Origin of the sequence: Paraburkholderia sp. BL21I4N1 (assembly GCF_002973525.1) — a bacterium.
GTDB lineage: Bacteria > Pseudomonadota > Gammaproteobacteria > Burkholderiales > Burkholderiaceae > Paraburkholderia.
In genome coordinates this window covers 182,192-201,355 of record NZ_PVEN01000003.1, presented here as the reverse complement: position 1 = coordinate 201,355, position 19,164 = coordinate 182,192, and the positions used below count along the sequence as shown (strand labels likewise).

At 63.8% G+C, this 19,164-nt stretch carries 13 protein-coding genes; 4 read left to right on the top strand and 9 right to left on the bottom strand.

The window, feature by feature from the left end; all coding sequences use genetic code 11:
• Positions 1–28: 28 nt before the first annotated feature.
• Positions 29–1,558: a xanthine dehydrogenase small subunit gene (gene xdhA, locus B0G83_RS10435; RefSeq protein ID WP_105507360.1), complete on the bottom strand. Its 1,530-nt coding sequence runs from the start codon at positions 1,556–1,558 to the stop codon at positions 29–31.
• A gap of 389 nt (positions 1,559–1,947) precedes the next feature.
• On the opposite strand from xdhA, the gene B0G83_RS10430 reads away from it, so the two are divergent.
• Complete coding sequence (locus B0G83_RS10430; protein ID WP_105507359.1) at positions 1,948–3,159, top strand: MFS transporter; 1,212 nt, start codon at positions 1,948–1,950, stop codon at positions 3,157–3,159.
• A gap of 75 nt (positions 3,160–3,234) precedes the next feature.
• Here the strand turns inward: B0G83_RS10430 and B0G83_RS10425 are convergent, their stop codons facing one another.
• The 4 genes from B0G83_RS10425 to aspT (B0G83_RS10410) all read right to left on the bottom strand — a co-directional run bounded on the left by B0G83_RS10425 (position 3,235) and on the right by aspT (B0G83_RS10410) (position 9,914).
• Complete coding sequence (locus B0G83_RS10425; protein WP_105507358.1) at positions 3,235–4,473, bottom strand: alanine--glyoxylate aminotransferase family protein; 1,239 nt, start codon at positions 4,471–4,473, stop codon at positions 3,235–3,237.
• Positions 4,474–4,659: 186 nt separating this feature from the next.
• Positions 4,660–6,324, bottom strand: coding sequence for a bifunctional aspartate transaminase/aspartate 4-decarboxylase (locus tag B0G83_RS10420; RefSeq protein WP_105507357.1), 1,665 nt, complete (start codon positions 6,322–6,324; stop codon positions 4,660–4,662).
• A gap of 98 nt (positions 6,325–6,422) precedes the next feature.
• On the bottom strand, positions 6,423–8,108 hold the full coding sequence (gene aspT, locus B0G83_RS10415) for an aspartate-alanine antiporter (RefSeq protein ID WP_105507681.1): 1,686 nt from the start codon (positions 8,106–8,108) through the stop codon (positions 6,423–6,425).
• 123 nt (positions 8,109–8,231) lie between these two features.
• Positions 8,232–9,914 (bottom strand): aspartate-alanine antiporter, encoded by a 1,683-nt coding sequence (gene aspT, locus B0G83_RS10410; protein ID WP_105507356.1) that lies wholly within the window; start codon positions 9,912–9,914, stop codon positions 8,232–8,234.
• A gap of 536 nt (positions 9,915–10,450) precedes the next feature.
• Here aspT (B0G83_RS10410) and B0G83_RS10405 point away from each other — a divergent pair.
• Positions 10,451–11,449, top strand: a complete 999-nt coding sequence (locus B0G83_RS10405) for a 2-hydroxyacid dehydrogenase (RefSeq protein ID WP_105507680.1) — start codon at positions 10,451–10,453, stop codon at positions 11,447–11,449.
• On the opposite strand, the gene B0G83_RS10400 is transcribed toward B0G83_RS10405, so the two are convergent.
• Positions 11,446–12,087, bottom strand: a complete 642-nt coding sequence (locus B0G83_RS10400; protein ID WP_105507355.1) for a hypothetical protein — start codon at positions 12,085–12,087, stop codon at positions 11,446–11,448. The two genes, B0G83_RS10405 and B0G83_RS10400, sit on opposite strands and share 4 nt — an antisense overlap.
• Before the next feature lie 373 nt (positions 12,088–12,460).
• On the opposite strand from B0G83_RS10400, the gene B0G83_RS10390 reads away from it, so the two are divergent.
• A complete protein-coding gene (locus B0G83_RS10390; protein WP_105507354.1) occupies positions 12,461–13,627 on the top strand; it encodes an MFS transporter in 1,167 nt (388 codons plus the stop codon).
• Between the two features lie 168 nt (positions 13,628–13,795).
• Complete coding sequence (locus tag B0G83_RS10385) at positions 13,796–14,962, top strand: MFS transporter (RefSeq protein WP_105507353.1); 1,167 nt, start codon at positions 13,796–13,798, stop codon at positions 14,960–14,962.
• Positions 14,963–15,085: 123 nt separating this feature from the next.
• Here the strand turns inward: B0G83_RS10385 and fahA are convergent, their stop codons facing one another.
• Genes fahA through B0G83_RS10370 form a run of 3 tightly spaced genes read right to left on the bottom strand, consistent with a single transcriptional unit; the run spans position 15,086 to position 19,138 of the window.
• On the bottom strand, positions 15,086–16,396 hold the full coding sequence (fahA, locus tag B0G83_RS10380; RefSeq protein WP_181156805.1) for a fumarylacetoacetase: 1,311 nt from the start codon (positions 16,394–16,396) through the stop codon (positions 15,086–15,088).
• Positions 16,393–17,739 carry a homogentisate 1,2-dioxygenase gene (gene hmgA, locus B0G83_RS10375; RefSeq protein WP_105507351.1) on the bottom strand — a complete coding sequence of 449 codons (1,347 nt, stop codon included), beginning with the start codon at positions 17,737–17,739 and terminating at the stop codon, positions 16,393–16,395. The genes fahA and hmgA overlap by 4 nt, the downstream gene beginning before the upstream one ends.
• 34 nt (positions 17,740–17,773) lie before the next feature.
• Complete coding sequence (locus B0G83_RS10370) at positions 17,774–19,138, bottom strand: MFS transporter (RefSeq protein ID WP_105507350.1); 1,365 nt, start codon at positions 19,136–19,138, stop codon at positions 17,774–17,776.
• Between the last annotated feature and the right edge of the window lie 26 nt (positions 19,139–19,164).

Here is a 19,164-nt window from a genome sequence, read left to right as displayed (position 1 = left end):
CTTATACTTGCCGCGTACTGACCGCGTCTCAGACATTCGCGCCGGCTGGGGCGCACGCCGCGGCCACCGCGCGGACGTCGAGCGCGCTCTTTGGCAGCGGATTGTTCGGACGCGTTTCGAGCCAGAAACGGTACAGCGTGTTTTTCGCGGCTTCGAGCCGGTAATTGCTGGTAGCGCGCATGTCGGACAGCGGCGCGTAGTCGTTGCCGAGCGCGATCATCGCGGCCTGCGCGGTGGCTTCGTGCCAGTCGGCATCGCGCAACACGGCTTCGGCGTGCGTCGCGCGCTTGGAGGTGGCGGCCATGCCGCCGAACGCGATGCGCGGTTCGCGGATCACATCGCCGTCGGCGATGAACGAGAACGCCGCGCACACAGCCGAGATGTCCGAGTCGAAACGCTTCGACAGTTTGTAGGTGCGGAACTGGAAGTTCTTGCGCACGCCGGTGCGCGTCGGCACCTTCAGCCCGACCACGAACTCGTGTTCGGCCATGTCCTTCTTCTGATACGCGAGGTACAGATCTTCCAGCGGCATTTCACGTTCAATCTCGCCGCCGCGCACGATCACATGCGCGCCGAGCGCGATCAGGCCGGGCATCGAATCGCCGATCGGCGAACCGTTGGCGATATTGCCGCCGAGCGTGCCGGCGTTACGAATCGGCAGCGACGCGAAGCGCTGCTGCATTTCGAACAGCTCCGGATACTGCTTGATGATTTCCGTGTAGGCCTTTTCGACGCTCACGCCCGCGCCGATTTCGATCCAGTCGTCGTTGGTTTCGAGCTTCTGGAATTCGGCGATCTGCCCGATATAAACGATGTTGCCGAGCTCACGCATCATCTTGGTGACCCACAGGCCGATATCCGTGCTGCCGGCGAGAATCCGCGTGGCCGGCTCGGCTTCCTTGATCCTGGCGAGCGCGGCGACCGTGCGCGGCGCGTCGAACTGCTGGCCGGCGTGCTGGTAGTGGAACGTGTCCGTGCGCTGCAGTTTGGCGAGCGTGGCGGCGAGCGCTTCGACGTTGACCGGCGCTTTCGGCGGCGGCGCTTCGAACATGCGCACGGCGGCGTCGACGATTGGACGATAGCCCGTGCAGCGGCACAGGTTGCCGGTCAGCGCATTGCTGATCGTGTCGCGCGACGGCACCGTCTTGTTCGCGCAGCTATGTTCGTGGCCGTGCTTTTCGTACAGCGACCACATCGACATGACGAAACCCGGCGTGCAGAAACCGCACTGCGAGCCGTGGCATTCGACCATCGCTTCCTGCACCGGGTGCAGCGAGCCGTCCGGCTGGCGCAAATCCTCGACGGTGAAGAGCGCCTTGCCGTCGAGCGTCGGCACGAACTGGATGCAGGCATTGACCGTCTTGAAGTCGACGCCGCCCGCCGCGTTGGGCTCGCCGAGCACGACCGTGCACGCGCCGCAGTCGCCTTCTGCGCAACCTTCCTTGGTGCCGGTGCAATGCACGTCTTCGCGCAGATACTGCAGGACGGTGCGGGTGACGGGCGCGTCCTTGATCTCGCGGATCGCGTTGCGGTGGTAGAAGCGAATCGGCTCAGTCATGTCTCTTTACTCTCGAATGTTCTGTGTCCGTGGGGACGTGCTGCGTGATGGTTCGAAAACTATCATTCCCAATAAAACCAACCCATAGCTCGAATCGCATGCGGGACATATCCGCGAGGCGATATCGAGATAGGTTTGAGGGTCGGTCGGCTTATGTTGATATGGCAATTTTGCTATGTTTTACTATTTTTAAAGCCAATACAGACATATCGAGACAAACCAAGCTCGCCGGAACGAGGGCCAAAACCCGCGCTTTTTGGGCAAAAGCGGACCACTATAGGCATCCGGCACCGTTTTTTAATGGGTCAATTTATTAAGCAACTCCTGCAAGAGAATCGGTTCCATGGGAAAATCACGGCTTCCCGCCGTTTTCAAGTCTCGTTTTCCCCATGTCCACCGACTCAGCGTCACCTCGCAGCGAATTTGCGACGACCTTACAGATCATTCCGGTCGTTTTTTTCACGTTTCTTTGCTATCTGACGATCGGCATTCCGCTCGCGGTGCTGCCCGGCTACGTCCACGACGACCTCGGCTACAGCGCGGTGCTGGCCGGCGCGGCAATCAGCGTGCAATACCTGGCCACCCTCGCGTCGCGGCCGCTGGCCGGCCGTTCGGCGGATACGCTGGGGCCGAAGCGCACGGTGTCGATCGGGCTGCTGGGGTGCGGCGCGAGTGGGGTTCTGTTGCTGCTGGCCGTGCTGTGCGGGCGCTGGCCCGTGCTGAGCCTCGGCTTGCTGGTGTGCAGCCGTCTGGTGCTCGGTTTCGGGGAAAGCCTGTGCGGCACCGGCGCGATTCTGTGGGGCATCGGCCGGGTCGGCACCAGCAACAACGCGCGGGTGATCTCGTGGAACGGCATCGCCACTTACGGCGCGCTGGCCGTCGGCGCGCCGCTCGGGGTGGCGATCGCGCACACGGTGGGATTTGCGGCGCTCGGCATTCTGGTGATCTTCCTCGCGGCGCTCGGCTTTTATCTGGCCCGGCCGATCGCACCGGTGCCGATCGTCCACGGCGAGCGGATGTCGTATGGCAGCGTGCTCACGCGCGTGCTGCCGCACGGTATCGGCCTCGCGCTCGGCTCCGCCGGGTTCGGCTCGATCGCCACCTTCATCACGCTGTTTTACGCCGCGAAGCATTGGCCGAATGCGGCCTTGTCGCTGACGGTGTTCGGCACGCTGTTCATCGGCGCGCGCCTGTTGTTCGCCAACACGATCAAGAGCTACGGCGGGTTCCGCGTCGCGATCGTGTCGTTCTCGTTCGAATGCGCCGGGCTGTTGATGCTGTGGCTCGCGCCCGAGCCGCATATCGCGCTCGCCGGCGCGGCGTTGACCGGTTTCGGCTTTGCGCTGGTGTTCCCGGCGCTCGGCGTCGAGGCGGTCGGCCTCGTGCCGCCGGCCAGTCGTGGCGCGGCGTTGTCGGCCTATTCGGTGTTTCTCGATCTTTCGCTCGGCATCACCGGGCCGCTGGCCGGCTACATTGCCGGCGAGTTCGGCTACGCCTCCGTGTTTCTCTTTGCGGCCGTGGCGTCGGCCGCTGCCGTGGTGCTGTCGACGGTGCTGTACCTGCGCCACGCGCGGGCGCCGATTTCGCCCGCGACGACCTGATCGTTCAACGCACTATCCAGCGCGGCATGCCTGCGCTGGATACGCAAAGCGCGCCGCCTTCACACCGGCGCCAGCCTACCTCGCCACTACGCGCGCACCGCTCGACAGCGATTTTTCCAACGCCGCCACACCCGCCGGCAGATCCACCGCCGCACCGAGATCCACCATCGTGCGGCCCAGTGCGTGCAGCGTTCTGAACAGATTATGTTCGCGGCATTGCTCGCCCATTTGCCCAATACGCACGATCGGTAAACCGAACGAGCCGGAAATCTCGACCTGATGCTGGCGCGAGATATGACCGCAAATGTCGCCGGGACTCAAGCCTTGCGGCACCTCGATCCCGACCACCGAATTCAGCCGGCATGCCGACGGCGCATACAGATTCAGCCCCAGCGCGGCGATCCCTTCCTGCAAAGCCAGCGAACATTTCAGATGCCGCGCGAAGCGCTTCTCCAGCGTCTCCGCGCACACGAGCCGCAACGCCTCGTGCAAGGCCAGCACGCCCGACACCGGCGCGGTGTAGTGATAGCCCGCGTTATGCCAGAAGTTTTCCGCGAGCGACGCATCCAGGCACCAATGCGCGTTCGGCGCCGTGCGCCCTTTGACACGCGCCCAGGCCGCGTCGGAAAACGCGATCAGCGAGACACCCGGAATCGACGACAAGCCCTTCTGCCCGCCGGTAATCACCGCGTCGATACCCCACGCGTCCATTTCCAGCGGCATGGTGCTCAACGTACACACCGCGTCGACGATCACCAGCGCGCCCGCGGCTTTTGCCAATGCGGCGATGTCCTTCAAGTGGTAATTCCACACCGTATTGGACGTCTCGCCCTGCACCACCGTCACGATCTCCGGACGCTCGCGGCGAATCGCTTCGGCCACCTGGTCGAGACTCGCAACCGCGCCATCGTCCACGTCGAGCGTACTCACGCGCGCCCCGACGCGGCGGCCCATCTCCGCCATCCGTTCGCTGAAGAAACCGTTCTTGATGCTCAACACGCGCGTGCCTTCCCACGCGAGGTTGGAGATCGCCATTTCCATCGCGGCCGATCCCGGTCCCGCCACGCCCAACACCCATTTCGAATTCGTCTGGAATACGTAGCGCGCCATGGTCTTCACCTGGCCGATCACTTTCACCATCGTGCCGCCCAGGTGATTGATGACGATCGTGTTGGCCTTGGCGACAGCGGCGGGAATCGGCACGGGGCCGGCGCCCATCATGAGCAGCGGTTCTTCGGGGAGGATGGCGTCGAGCGATTCGACAACCGGACAGGGCACAGCGGAAGCGACGGATGGGATGGATGAAGTCGGCATGATCGGTACGTGAATGTCAGAACGCTAAGGAAAAATCGGCCTCGCCAACAGTCATGCTGGCGAGGCCGTTCATCCGATCATTCACTGATCCGCGCGATTGCGCAAGCCATTTAGCCCTGTTTTAAGGCATTAAATGCATTCAACGCGCGCACTTCTGCTACTGCGTTAACAACGTGCCGGCGCGTGTTATTTCACCTTCGTTTTATCGAGCTTTTTGCCGGTCGCCGCATTGAAACGTTCGATGTACTCTTCGATCAGTTTGCGCAACGCACGGCCGATCTGCCGATAGTCCGACTCGTTCAGATTGGCGAGCGACACGCGCCCCGAAGGATGCTGCGTACCGAACCCGCGACCCGGCAGCAGCACGACCCGCGCTTCACGGGCGAGACGGAACAGCAGCTCGGAAGGCTCGGTGTTCTTCAGCAACCAGTCGACGAACTCACGCCCGAACATCTTCTCGCCGAGGAACTCGATGTCGAGAATCGTGTAGTAGTCGACCTGATTCGGATCGTCGTCCTCGAACGAAATGCCCACTTCTTCGTAGAGCGCCTGCTTGCGCTTGCGGATCAGGCGCTTCAACGCGTTCTTGTACGCGTCCGGCGTGTCCATCAGCGAGAACAGCGAGAACAACACCATCTGTACCTGCTGCGGCGTCGACAGACCCGCCGTGTGATTCAGCGCGACGGTGCGGCTGTCGGCGACCAGGCGGTCGATGAACTTGAGCTTGTCCGGTTCGGTCGTGATCGACTCGTAACGCTCGTGCAACTGCTTCTTCGCGTCTTTCGGCAACTCGGCGATCAGACGGTCGAGCACGTTGTCGCGATGCGTCGCGATCGTGCCCAGACGCCAGCCGGTCGCGCCGAAATACTTCGAGTACGAGTAGACCAGGATCGTGTTCTTCGGCGCGAGCGCGAACAGCGACACGAAGTCGTCGGCGAACGTGCCGTACACGTCGTCGGTCAGCAGAATCAGATCGGGCCGTTCCTTGACGATGTCGGCAATGTACTGAAGGCTCTCGTCGTTGATCTTCACCGAAGGCGGATTGCTCGGGTTCACGAGGAAGAACGCCTTCACCTTCGGGTCGCGCAGTTTGTCGAGTTCCTTCTTCGAATACTGCCAGCCGCTCTCCACGTCCGCTTCGAGATTGACGACGTTCAGCTTGTAGTCGTTCAAACGCGGAATCTCGATGTACGGCGTGAAGATCGGCATACCGAGCGCGATGGTGTCGCCTTCCTTGATCAGGTGATTCTCGCGCATCGTGTTGAAGATGTACGTCATTGCCGCCGTGCCGCCTTCCACCGCGAACACGTCGAATTCGCCGACGAACGGATGGTTGCCGATCATCTCGCGGCGCAGATACTGACCGACGATCAGCTCGGACATCTTGAGCATGCGGTCGGGCACCGGATAGTTCGACGCGAGAATGCCCTCGCACATTTCATACAGGAAGTCGCCGGCCGAATAGCCCAGCTGATCGCGCACGTACGACACCGCGCCGCGCAAAAAGTCGATGCCCGCTACGCCTTTGTTCTCGCGCAGGAACAGATCGAAGCGTTCTTCGAGACCGTCGCGTCGCGGAAAACCGCCCACGCCTTCCGGCATGTACGCGAACGAGCGCTCCGATTCGCGCATCGCAAACAGGCCGAGTTGCCAGAAGCCGTGACGCGGAATCGTCGCCAGAAAATTCGGATTGCCACGACCGGCGTTGAGCATCGCGGCGTTCGCGGCACGCTCCACGGCGCCGCCGCCGGCCGCCTTGATCAGTTCGTCCTTCAGTTCGAACGGGCTGAGCGCGGACAGACCCGGTTGCGCCATATCCGCGTGTTTCTTGTCGCCCTTCTCTTTTGCCATGATGCGTTCTCCAGTGAGCAGGTGAAAGACGCCGGCGTCGCGAGGATCGTCCGCTTACCGCCAGCGTGAAAGAGATCGATAAAGCGCTGCGTGCGCGCCTAAACTAGCCCGACCACGAGCGGACCCAGCAGTGTGAGCGCGACGTTGGCGATCGCATAGGTGATCGCGAACGGCACGGTAGGCACCGCGCTTTCCGCCTTGTCGAGCACGCCGCCGAAGGCCGGATTCGCACTGCGCGAGCCCGACAGCGCACCGGCCAGAATCGCCGCGTTGTTGTACTTCAGCACGTAGCGGCCGAACAGCATGGTCAGCAGCAGCGGAAACAACGTGACGAACACGCCGAGCAGGAAGATCGTCATGCCGCTCTGCTTGACCGTCACCACGGCTTGCAGGCCGGAGTTAAGACCCACCACCGCGACGAACGCCGCGAGGCCGAAGTCCTTGAGCAACTGCGAAGCCGCCGACGGCATCACGCCGTACATGGGATGCTTGCCGCGCATCCAGCCGAACAGCAGACCCGCCAGCAGACAGCCGCCGCCCGAGCCGAGCGTGAGCGGAATGCCGCCCACGTTGACGACGATCAGCCCGATCAGCAAGCCGAGCACGAGGCCCACGCCCATGTAGATGAAGTCGGTCTTGTTGGTGTTCGGCAGTTCGTAGCCGGCGGCGTCGACGGCGCGCTTGGTGTCTTTCGGCGAGCCGTAGAACGTGATGACGTCACCGTGCTCCAGTTTGGTTTCCGGCAGGATCGGCAGCGGCTGACCGGCGCGCGAAATGTGCTGGATGTACACGCCGTGGCGCAGGTCGCGATCCACCACTTCGCGCGCGGCGGCGATCGTCGTGTGGTTCATGCCTTTGCGCGTGAACACGCCGTCGCGGGTCTGCATCACCACGCCGATATCGTCGACGTTGGCGATCTCGTTGCCGTTCGCGCCGAACGCGACGACCGCTTCGCGGCGGCCCACCACCAGCACTTCGTCGTTGAGCTGCAAGGTCAGGTCCGGCGTCGGATCGAGGGTCTTGCCGTCGCGCTTGATCTTTTCGACCGTCAACATGTCCTGATGCAAGGTCTCGACCGCCTTGACCGTCTTGCCGGCGCTGACGTCGATCCGGTACGCACGTCCCACCAGTTCAGGCAACGCGCGAATCTGCCCCGCCGCGAGCGAGGTCGACGCCCCCGCCGACAACTCGCGCTCCGCGTCGATCGACGCCTCTCGCAAGCCCTGCCCCATGAATTTGGGCAGTATGTTCACGCAGACGATGATCGCCCCCAGCGAGCCGAACACGTAGGTGACCGCGTACGCGATCGCCACGTCCGACTGTAGCGATTTCACCTGATCGGCCGGCAAACCGAGACGCGCGATCGCGTCGCCCGCCGTGCCGATAATCGCCGACTGCGTCAACGCGCCGCCCGCGAGTCCGGCCGCGAGCCCCTTGTTCAGATGGAACAGCTTCGCGCACACCACCACGGTGATCAGCGCGGTGACGGCCAGGAAGACCGCCATCGCGATTTCACGCAGCGTCTTGCGGTTCAGCGAATTGAAGAAGCCCGGCCCGGAGTCGTAACCGACCGCGTAGATGAACACGGCGAACATGACCGACTTCACGCCGTTGTCGATCGTCACGCCCGCCTGGCTGATGACGACCGCCGCCAGCAGCGAGCCGCCCACGCCCCCCAACTGGAACTTGCCGAAATTGATCTGGCCGATGAAGTAACCGGCCGCTAGCGATAAAAACAGCGCGATTTCAGGGGATTTCTGAAAAATGTGATGTAGCCAGTCCATCATGCCCTCGCTGGATAGTTTGAGATATTGAGTACTGGGTGCCGTCTGCCGGGGTGCTGCGGGCGGGGATACCGCCTGTCGATGCGCGCTGCGGATCGTGTCGTGCCGCGCATGTCGTGTTACCTAGCCGAGCTTGCCGGCGAGACCCACCACCACCGGTCCCATCAACGGCAACAGAATGTTCGAGAGTGCATAGGTGATCGTGTAGCCGATCACCGGCGTCGAGTTGCCGGTCACGCCGACCAGCGCGCTGATCGCGGGCGTGCTGCATTGCTGGCCGGCAATCGCGCCGAGCAACATGGGCGCCTCGAGCTTGAGAAACACACGGCCGATCCACAGCGACAGCAGCCCCGGCACCAGCACCATCAGAATGCCGGCCACGGGTAACGCGAGGCCGTATTCGCGCACCAGCTTGATGGCGTCCGGTCCCGCCGACAAACCGACCGCGGCGATGAAAGTCGCGAGACCGAAGTCCTTCAGAATCTGCGCGGCCGCCGAAGGCAGCGAGCCGATCAGCGGATAGCGCGAGCGGATCCAGCCGAACAGCAAGCCGGACAGCAGACAGCCGCCGCCCGTGCCGAGCGCGATCGACACGCCGCCGATCCGGCCACCGAGATGGCCGATCGCCATCCCCACCAGCACGCCCAGCGCGAGGTAGACGAAGTCGGTTTTCTGCGTCGCGGCCAACACGTAACCCAGACGTCGCGCACCACGCTCGACGTCGGCCTTGGCGCCGACCAGCGTCAGCACGTCGCCGCGATTCAACGCCGTGCCGGGCAACGCCGGCACCGTGGTTTCGAGCCGCGTAACCGCCGCGATGTAGACGCCGCGCGCCTGTTCCGGATCGGCCCGTTCCCGCACCTGCGCGACCGTCAGCCCTTCCGCTTCGCGGCGCGTCAGCACCACGTCGAGTTTTTCGGCGACGATCTGGTCGAAACCGCCATCGTCGATTTCTTCGCCCAGACTGGCCGATGCCGTCACGATCGCTTCGCGCCGCCCGCCGACCAGGATCAGGTCGTCGGCCATCAAGACCAGTTTCGGTTCGACCGCCACGACCTCGCCACCGCGCCGCAGTTGCTCGATGGTCAGGTTGTAGCCGTGTTGCTGCTCGAACGCGACGACCGTGGTGCCGGCCGCCGCGCCGACGCGGAACGCGCGGCCCACCAGTGCCGGTGCCGCCGCCCGCTGCCCCTCGCCGAACGCACCGTCGCCGCCAAGCTTGCGCCACACGCGCTCGGCTTCGTCGCGCAAATTGACGCGCAGCAGCAGCGGCGCGAACTGGCTCGTGAACAGCACGATGGTGATCAGGCCGAACAGGTAGCTCACGCTGTACGCGGTCACGATATTGGCCTGTAGACGCAGCGTTTGCGCGTCGCCGAAGCCGAGCTTGGCGATCGCCTCCGACGCCGTGCCGATCACCGCCGATTCGGTCGCCGCGCCGGCCAGCAACCCGGCCGCCGTGCCCGCGTCGAGCCGCATCACGACCACCGCGATCAGGATCAGCGCCAGCACCGAAACGATCTCGACCACCGACAACAATCCATAGCGCCAGCCGCGTCCGATGTTCGCAAAGAACTGCGGCCCGCCGGTAAAACCCAGCGCAAAAATGAACAGCGCAAACGCGATGTTCTTCAGATCGGGGGCCAGCCGCGCGCCCGTCTGTCCTAACAGCAATGCAACGATCAACGTGCCGCAGACGCCGCCGAGCTGAATTGGCCCAACTCGAAACGAGCCAATGAAATATCCGATTGCCAGGCTTGCGAACAGCGCGATCTCCGGTTGAGACCTCAGCAATTCACCGATCATGTAGGCTCGCCGATTTACAGGTTTATTAGTAGGAGACTGAAAAACAATAGCTCAAAAAAAGTGCAAATAATTCGCTCAGACGCGGTACGACTCAGCAATTACTCAACCGGCATAGCTGGCTGAATGACACTATTTATGGCAATGGGATGACGCGACATGCGTCCGGGAAGATTGCGGCGCTGCGGCGATGTTATGGAAATGCGGTTGTGATAGCTCGACGGTCACACTGTCCTCGTGAATTAGCTCGACGCCTTAAAAAAGACACCGAATTCTGATGGCCGATTTTTTCTACTTTACTGGATGAATCAACATGCTTTTGTCAGACTGCCTTTTAATAAATATTGTAATTCTCCACACCTGTCAATATTATTTTCAATCTAGACCGCATTGACTTCGCAAAAGATGATCTTTAGCAAAGACTGAATGGCAAAGGTCACCATGTGCCTTGCTCGGCAATGGGGCCTTTATACTGGCTCATTCGCCTGGCGCGCGGCGAGCCCCGCCCTTTCGCCGGCATGCATTTCTCGGAGCCCGACATGCGCATGATCCTGTTCAGCAGCCGTCAGTACGACAGCGACACGTTCATCGAAGCCAACGGCAGGCATTGCTACGAATTGCATTTTCAGGAATCGCACCTCGACAGCGAAACCGCGATCCTGGCGCAGGGCTACGAGGTGGTGTGTCCGTTCGTCAACGACAAAGTCGACGCGGCCGTTCTGGAACGGCTTCATGCGGGCGGCACGCGTCTGATCGCGCTGCGCTCGGCGGGCTTCAATCATGTCGACCTCGCAACGGCCGAGCGCCTCGGCATCACGGTCGCGCGCGTGCCGGCGTATTCGCCGCACGCGGTGGCCGAGCATGCGGTCGGCCTGATTCTGGCGTTGAACCGGCGTCTGCCGCGCGCCGTCGCGCGTACGCGCGAGGGCGACTTTTCGCTGCACGGGCTGCTCGGGTTCGATCTGCACGGCAAGACGGTGGGCGTGATCGGCACCGGCATGATCGGCCGCGTATTCGGACGCATCATGGCGGGCTTCGGTATGCAGGTGCTCGCGCACGACCCCGGCACGCCCGCCGCCGACCTGCTGGCGCTCGGTGCGCGCTATGTTCCGCTGGATAGGTTGCTGGCGGAATCCGACGTGGTCAGCTTGCACTGTCCGTTAGTGCCGGACACCTACCATCTGATCGACGGCCACGCGCTCGCCAAGATGAAGCGCGGCGCGATGCTGATCAACACCGGCCGCGGCGGCCTGGTCGAAAGCAATGCGTTGATCGGGGCGTTGAAAGACGGCCAGCTCGGCCATCTGGGACTCGACGTCTACGAGGAAGAAGGCGGCCTGTTCTTCGAGGATCACTCGAATCTGCCGCTGCAGGACGACGTGCTCGCCCGTCTACTGATGTTCCCGAACGTGATCGTCACGGCACATCAGGCCTTCTTCACGCGCGAAGCGATGAGCGAGATCGCCCAGACCACGCTCGATAACGTCGCGGCCTGGGAGAGCGGGACGCCGCGCAACGTGGTGCGGGCGTCGGGTTAGGGCTGGCTGGCGGGCGGCGCAACGACCTGGGGCGGGCCGCCCAGCGTCGTTGCGCGAATCGCGGTGCGGGCGTCGTCGGGCGCGCCGCACAGTTCGCGCAGCATCGCCGCTTCGCGCTCGTGCACTTCCACTGGAAACCAGCGCGCGCCGGCATCGGCCAGATAGCGCGCGCGATACTGGCCATTGCGAAACGACACCACGCCTTCGCGCTCCAGTCCGACCCAGCCGAGCAAGCCCGGCGCGCGACGCGTCGTGATCGTCACGTACGGCATCTGCGGAATGCGTGGATTGTCCGGATCGAGAAACTCACGAATGCCGCGCACCTTGCCGGCATGCCATTCGGCAACCGGTTTCAGCACATAGTCGGTATTGTCGCGATCCGCGCAGGCGAGCAGCTTGCGCACGTCGATCAGCACCACTTGATGCCGCGTGCCGTCCGTGACGAAGACGCGTTTCAGGCGCACATGGTCGAACCACGAATGCTCGAGGAGCGGCACGATCCACACGGTTTCGGCGCAAGCCGGCGCAACGGCTGACGATGGATTGGACGAAGGCAAAGGCAGGCTCGATAAGCTAGCGAAAATCCGCCAGCGCGTTAAAAGAGCGCTAACGCTACGAGTCGACTGTGTAAGAAGCATGACAGACCACGGCATTAATCACACTGCATGCTCACGCTGCCAGGACACCTCGGCATGAGCACACTTTAAAAATACCCGCACACACGGGCAGACGCTGACCCCTATCGATGTAACGACTATAGCTACGCAAAATTTCAATAGCTATGCGCGCGTCGAAGTTAAGCAGGATATCGGCGTCGCGATGCTCGTCCTTGAGCGCCCCGCGCGCCGCGTTCCGAAAAAAACAACATCGGCCTTACTGCGCTGCAAGGGTGTTTTGACTTAGGTAGAATCCCCTACTGTTTTGCCTCTAGCACGGCGCACGCGTTCTCGCCCCGAAAACGCGCGCCGGCCGCGCGACGCTCCCCGTCGCGCCGATTCACGCTCCGCCACCATGCCTTTACCCCTGCTCGCCCTTGCCGTTGCCGCTTTTGGAATCGGTACCACCGAATTCGTGATCATGGGCCTGCTGCCCGACGTGGCACGCGATCTGTCCGTCTCGATTCCGGCCGCCGGCATGCTGGTGTCGGCGTATGCGCTCGGCGTCACGATCGGCGCGCCGATCGTCGCGATCGCGGTGGCCAATATGCCGCGCAAGAAAGCGCTCATGAGCCTGATCGGCGTGTTTATCGTCGGCAATCTGCTGTGCGCGATCGCGCCGGGCTATGCGGTGCTGATGGCCGCGCGGATCGTCACGGCGTTCTGCCATGGCGCGTTCTTCGGTATCGGTTCGGTGGTGGCCGCGGGTCTGGTTGCGCCGAATCGCCGCGCGCAAGCCATCGCACTGATGTTCACCGGGCTGACGCTCGCCAACGTGCTCGGTGTGCCGCTCGGTACCGCGCTCGGCCAGGCCGTGGGCTGGCGCGCCACGTTCTGGGCGGTGACCGGCATCGGTATCGTTGCGGCGGCCGCGCTCGCCGTCTGCCTGCCGGCCAGGATCGAGATGCAGAAGGCCAGCCTCATTCACGAATTCAGCGTGCTGAAAAATCCGCAGGTGCTGATGGTGCTCGGCATCAGCGTGCTTGCTTCGGCAAGCCTGTTTTCGACCTTCACCTACATCACGCCGATCCTTGAAGACGTGGCCGGCTTCACGCCGCATGCGGTCACGCTCGTGCTGCTGCTGTTCGGCCTTGGCCTGACCGTGGGCAGCACGCTCGGCGGCAAGCTCGCCGACTGGCGGCTGTTGCCGTCGCTGGTGGCGTTCCTGCTGGCAATCGTCGTGATCCTGACGATTTTCGCCGGCACGATGCACGCGCAGATTCCGGCCATGATCACCATCTTTGTCTGGGGCATTCTGGCGTTCGCGATCGTGCCGCCGCTGCAAATGCTGATCGTCGACCGCGCGAGCCATGCGCCGAATCTGGCGTCGACCCTGAATCAAGGCGCGTTCAACCTCGGCAATGCCACGGGCGCCTGGCTCGGCGGCATGGCGATCGGCGCGGGCGCGCCGCTCACCACGCTACCGTGGGTCGGCGTGGCGACCTCGATCGGCGCGCTGGTGCTGACGCTGTGGTCGGTGTCGATCGACCGCCGCGCTCAACGGATGGTCGCGGCGGGATAGTCGTCGTGGCAATTTTCGCCGTGTGACGCGCGCGGCGATACGCCCTACCGCGCGTGATAACGCACATGCGAAGGCGACACTAACGCAACTGCAGCGTCTCCACCTTGCGCGTTGCCCCATACCCCTCAAGCGTGCGAACGGCTAGCGGCCGTAGTAGCATCACGGCCGATGAAAGTCATCTTCACACGCGATTTCCTCGCGCTCATTCTTAGCGTTGCCGTGGTCGGACTCGGCAGCGGCGCGACCCTTCCACTCACCGCGCTCGCACTGACGCAAGCCGGCTATGGCACCGACGTGGTCGGCCTGCTGACCGCCGCGCAAGCGGGCGGCGGCCTCGTCATCGTGCCGTTCGCCGGTTGGGTCGCGGCACGCTTTGGTGGCCGCCAGGTGATAGTCGGTGCGGTGCTGGTCGTGGCGATCGCCACCGCGCTGATGCAACTCACCGCGAACCTGTGGCTCTGGGCACTGTTGCGCGTGCTCTGCGGCGCGGCGCTGATGCTGCTCTTTACGATCGGCGAAGCCTGGGTCAACCAGCTCGCCGACGACGCCAGCCGCGGCCGCGTCATCGCGATCTATGCGACCAACTTCACGCTGTTCCAGATGTCGGGCCCGGTGCTGGTGAGTCAGATCGCGGACCTCATGCACTCGCGCTTCCTGATCTGCGGCGCGATTTTCCTGCTGGCGCTGCCGATGCTCGCCACCCTCCGCACCACGCCGCACGCCGCGGACGACGAACACGCCGCGCACGGCAGTTGGCGCCACGTGTTGCCGCAGATGCCGGCGCTCGTGATCGGCACCGGATTTTTCGCGCTGTTCGACACCATCGCGCTGTCGCTGCTGCCGCTCTTCGCGATGTCGCACGGCATGACGACCGAGGTCGCGGTGTTGCTCGCGTCGGCGTTGCTGCTCGGCGATACGACGATGCAGTTTCCGATCGGCTGGCTCGCGGACCGCTTGGGCCGGGAGCGAGTGCATATCGGTTGCGGTGTGATCGTCGTGCTGCTGTTGCCGCTTCTGCCGTGGGCAATCACGTCGCCGTGGCTATGCTGGCCGCTGCTGTATGTGCTCGGGGCGGCGGCGGGCGCGATCTACACGTTGTCGCTGGTGGCCTGCGGTGAGCGCTTTCGCGGCATCGCGCTGGTGTCGGCGAGTTCACTGGTGGGGGCGGCATGGGGCGCGGCCAGTTTCGGCGGTCCGCTGGTGGCGGGCGCGTTAATGAAGGGCGTGGGTAACGATGCGATGGTCGGCGTGCTGTTCGCCGCGGCGCTCGCGTTCCTTGCGGCTGCGTGGTGGGAGCGGCGCCGAATGCCCATGCGCATGGCAGGCGACGCTTGAGGTGTCGCGCGCGGCGCAATCTGCGCGACCTGCACACGCCGCACACCCTGCGCGCGGTGGAAACGAAAAAGCCGGCGTAATCCGCCGGCTTTTCCTATGCGTCTAGTGATGTTGCTCCTGACGTTACGACTGCGCCGGCAAAATCTCCCCCGCGCACGTTCCAAACCCAACCCGATAGCCGTCACCCTGGCACCAGCCCGCTAACGTGAGCTCATCGCCGTCTTCGATAAAACTGCGCGTGCCGCCCTGCTGCAACTCCACCGGCTTCTTGCCGTTCCACGTCAATTCCAGCAGGCTGCCGAACGAATCCTCGCTCGGTCCGCTGATCGTGCCCGAACCCATCAGATCGCCCACCCGCGTATTGCAGCCCGACACCGTGTGATGCGCGAGCTGCTGCGCCATCGTCCAGTACATGTGCCTGAAATTGGTCCGCGTGATCGTGCTCGCCTGCGTGGCCTGTTGCGGACGCAACGTCACTTCCAGATGAATATCGAAAGCGTGCGCGCCGTCGTGACGCAGATAAGCGAGCGGCTGCGGTTCCTGAACCGGTTGCGCGACGCGGAACGGTTCGAGCGCGTCGAGCGTCACGATCCATGGCGAAATCGTGGTCGCGAAAGTCTTCGCGTTGAACGGACCGAGCGGCACGTATTCCCATTGCTGGATGTCGCGCGCGCTCCAGTCGTTCAGCAACACCATGCCGAAGATATTCGCTTCGGCATCCGCGCAGGCCACCGGCTCGCCCAGCGCGCTACCCGCGCCGATCACGAAACCCGTTTCCAGTTCGATGTCCAGCTTGCGGCACGCGCCGAACACCGGGCGTTCCTGATCCGGCAGCTTCAGTTGACCATTCGGCCGACGCACCGGCGTCCCGCTCACCACGACCGACGACGCGCGGCCGTTGTAACCGATCGGCATTTCCGACCAGTTCGGCAGCAGCGCGTTCTTCGGATCGCGGAACATCGACCCGACATTCGTCGCGTGTTCTTTCGACGAATAGAAATCGGTGTAGCCCGGAATCTGCACCGGCAGATGCAATTGCGCGTCGGCCTGACGCACCAGCGCCTTCGCGCGCAGCGCGCTGTCATCGCGCAATGCGGCGGTGTCGCGTGCCAGCAGATCGCTCAGCTGAATGCGGACACTGCGCCATGCGTCGCGGCCGAGCGCGATGAAGTCGTTCAACGTCTCGCGTGCAAACACGTCGGTTTGCGACGGCACCTCAAGCAAACCCGCCGCCTGCAACGCGGCCAGATCGACGATCTGGTCGCCGATCGCCACGCCGACTCGACGCGCCGCGTTAGCACCTTCACGCTTGTCGCTGAATACGCCGAACGGCAGATTCTGAATCGAAAAATCGCTGGTCGAATCGTTGGCCGATTCGACCCAGCTCTTGCGCGACGGATCGAGCGTCGCCTGAAGATCGCTCAATGCGCTCATCGTTGCTCCGGGTTGAAATGTTTCTTGAGGCCTTGCCAGCACTCGTAGTAATGCGCCTGCAATTGCGCGGTTTCGAGCGCGAAGCGGGTCGGCTTGATCAGCGTGCGCGTCTCGAACATGAAGGCCAGTGTGTCGCCCACTTTGTGCGGCTTCGACGTATCGCCATGCGAGGCCTTCTCGAACGTGTCCGCGTCCGGGCCGTGACCCGACATGCAGTTGTGCAGACTCGCGCCGCCGGGCACGAAACCCTCGGCCTTGGCGTCGTAGACGCCGTGCACGAGGCCCATGAATTCGCTCGCCACGTTGCGATGGAACCAGGGCGGACGGAACGTGTCTTCGGCGGCGAGCCAGCGCGGCGGGAAGATCACGAAGTCGATCGTGTCGACGCCCGGCGTGTCGCTTTGCGATTGCAGCACCAGGAAAATTGACGGGTCCGGATGGTCGAAACTGATCGAGCCGATCGTGTTGAAGCGGCGCAAATCGTACTTGTAGGGCGCGTAATTGCCGTGCCATGCGACCACGTCGAGCGGCGAATGGCCGATGTCCGCGCGCCACAGATTGCCGTTCATCTTGGCGACGAGTTCGAAGTCGCCTTCGCGGTCTTCGTAGGCCGCGTGCGGCGTGAGGAAATCGCGCGGATTCGCCAGGCCGTTCGAGCCGATCGGCCCGAGATCCGGCAAGCGCAGCAGCGCGCCGAAGTTCTCGCAGATATACCCGCGCGCCGTGCCGTCCGGCAGGCTCACCGCGAAGCGCACGCCGCGCGGAATCACCGCGATCTCGAACGGTTCGACGTCGAGCCGGCCCATTTCGGTGGCGATCTGCAGACGCCCTTCCTGCGGCACGATCAGCAATTCGCCGTCGGCGCTGTAGAAGAAACGGTCCTGCATCGAACGGTTCGCAGCGTACAGATGAATCGCGCAACCGCTCATGGATTCCGCCGCGCCGTTGCCCGCCATCGTCACCCAGCCGTCGATGAAATCGGTCGGCTCCGTCGGCATCGGCAACGCGTCCCAGCGCAGTTGATTGGGCGGTGTGGGCGGTACCTCGGCGAAGTTGGCCACCAGCCGCGTCGCGGGCACTGGCGTGAACGGCTTATGCACGGCCGCCGGCCGGATCCGGTACATCCACGTGCGACGGTTGTGGCCGCGCGGCGCAGTGAACGCGGTGCCCGACAGTTGCTCGGCGTACAGACCGTAGGCCGCGCGTTGCGGCGAATTGCGGCCTTCGGGCAGCGCGCCCGGCAGCGCCTCGGTGGCGAATTCATTGCCGAAGCCCGACTGATAACCCGGCTCGATTTCGAGCCGCGAGCGCGCGGTATTCGGCTGACGTGTTGCGGTGTCCATGCAAGGTTCTCCGTTGATACTCGTTCGTTTCAGCTCACGCGGTCCGCGGCTCGGACTGGCCGCCGCGTTGCCGGGTCGCCGCCGCTAGCGCGATCACCAGCAGCGCGGAGCACAGCACCGGCACCGCCGCCGCGTGGAACAGCGAGGCGTTCGACCAGTTCATCGCAATCAGTTGACCGCCGACCAGCGGCCCGATCACCGAACCGATCCGGCCGATGCCAAGACTCCAGCCAATGCCGGTGGAGCGCAGCGTGGTCGGATAGAAATGGCCGGCCAGCGCGTTGACCGCCGGTTGTCCGCCGACCACGCAGAAGCCGCCCGCGAACACGACGATCAGCAGCCACGGCAACGCATGCGCGACCGTGCCGATAGTGCCGACCGCGAGCGCCGCGCCGGCAAAACACACGAACAGCACGCGCACGAAACCGAACCGTTCGATAAACCAGCCGAGCAACAATGTGCCGACGACGCCGCCCGTCTGCAGCACCGTGCCGACGATCACTGCGGTGGACGGCGAATAACCGGCGTCGCGCATCACGGTGGGCAGCCAGTTCGACAGGAAATACAGGTCGATCAGGTTCATGAAGCTGATCGACCACAGAATCAGCGTGACCGGCGTGCGACCCGCGCGGAACAACTCGGCGACCGGCGCGCCGCCAGTACCCTTCTCACGCACGACGACGCGGGTGTTCGCATCGATCCGCAGCGTCGGATCGAATTTCTCGAGCCAGCGCAGCGCACGTTCGCTGCGCCCTTTGATGACGAGGAATTGCAGCGACTCGGGCAACGCGCCGAGCATCGCGAATGCGAGCAGCAGCGGCACCGCGCCGCCGACCCAGAACACCGCGCGCCAGCCGTAAGCCGGAATCAGCGCGGCGCTGACGAAGCCGCCGAGCGCCGCGCCCAGCGTGAAGCCGCACGACACCAGCATCATGCGCTTGACGCGATGCGCGGGCGACGCGAACTCGCCGACCAGCGCCATCGCGTTCGGCATGATGCAGCCGAGCCCGAGTCCGGTGATGAAACGCAGCGCGATCAGCGCGGGAATCGTCGAGACGAACGGCGTGGCCAGCATGGACAGCGCGAAGAAAAACGTCGCGCCGATCAGCACCGGCCGGCGGCCGATCCGGTCCGCTAGCACCGACAAGCCCAGCGCGCCGAGCAGCATGCCGAACAGGCTGGCGCTGAACACCGGGCCGAGTGCCGCCTTCGACACATGCCATTCGCCGATCACGCTGGGCGCGACGTAGCCCATGGCCTGCGCGTCGAAGCCGTCGATCACGAGACACAGCCCGCATAACGCGAGCAGCATCCACTGGAAGGCCGGGTGATGCGTTTCGCCGAGCACGCGCTCGACTTCGATCACGTTGGCGGCGGCCGGAGCCGGGTTGGCGCTCATTCGGGTGTCCCCTCGTCCTGATGGAG

Excerpts from the sequence above, each read along its gene's own strand:
- aspT (WP_105507681.1), bottom strand. The coding sequence starts at position 8,108 with ATGGACTGGCTACATCACATTTTTCAGAAATCCCCTGAAATCGCGCTG.
- B0G83_RS10425 (WP_105507358.1), bottom strand. The coding sequence starts at position 4,473 with ATGCCGACTTCATCCATCCCATCCGTCGCTTCCGCTGTGCCCTGTCCG.
- B0G83_RS10390 (WP_105507354.1), top strand. The coding sequence starts at position 12,461 with ATGCCTTTACCCCTGCTCGCCCTTGCCGTTGCCGCTTTTGGAATCGGT.
- B0G83_RS10370 (WP_105507350.1), bottom strand. The coding sequence starts at position 19,138 with ATGAGCGCCAACCCGGCTCCGGCCGCCGCCAACGTGATCGAAGTCGAG.
- hmgA (WP_105507351.1), bottom strand. The coding sequence starts at position 17,739 with ATGGACACCGCAACACGTCAGCCGAATACCGCGCGCTCGCGGCTCGAA.
- xdhA (WP_105507360.1), bottom strand. The coding sequence starts at position 1,558 with ATGACTGAGCCGATTCGCTTCTACCACCGCAACGCGATCCGCGAGATC.
- fahA (WP_181156805.1), bottom strand. The coding sequence starts at position 16,396 with ATGAGCGCATTGAGCGATCTTCAGGCGACGCTCGATCCGTCGCGCAAG.
- B0G83_RS10385 (WP_105507353.1), top strand. The coding sequence starts at position 13,796 with ATGAAAGTCATCTTCACACGCGATTTCCTCGCGCTCATTCTTAGCGTT.
- B0G83_RS10400 (WP_105507355.1), bottom strand. The coding sequence starts at position 12,087 with ATGCTTCTTACACAGTCGACTCGTAGCGTTAGCGCTCTTTTAACGCGC.
- aspT (WP_105507356.1), bottom strand. The coding sequence starts at position 9,914 with ATGATCGGTGAATTGCTGAGGTCTCAACCGGAGATCGCGCTGTTCGCA.
- B0G83_RS10405 (WP_105507680.1), top strand. The coding sequence starts at position 10,451 with ATGCGCATGATCCTGTTCAGCAGCCGTCAGTACGACAGCGACACGTTC.
- B0G83_RS10430 (WP_105507359.1), top strand. The coding sequence starts at position 1,948 with ATGTCCACCGACTCAGCGTCACCTCGCAGCGAATTTGCGACGACCTTA.
- B0G83_RS10420 (WP_105507357.1), bottom strand. The coding sequence starts at position 6,324 with ATGGCAAAAGAGAAGGGCGACAAGAAACACGCGGATATGGCGCAACCG.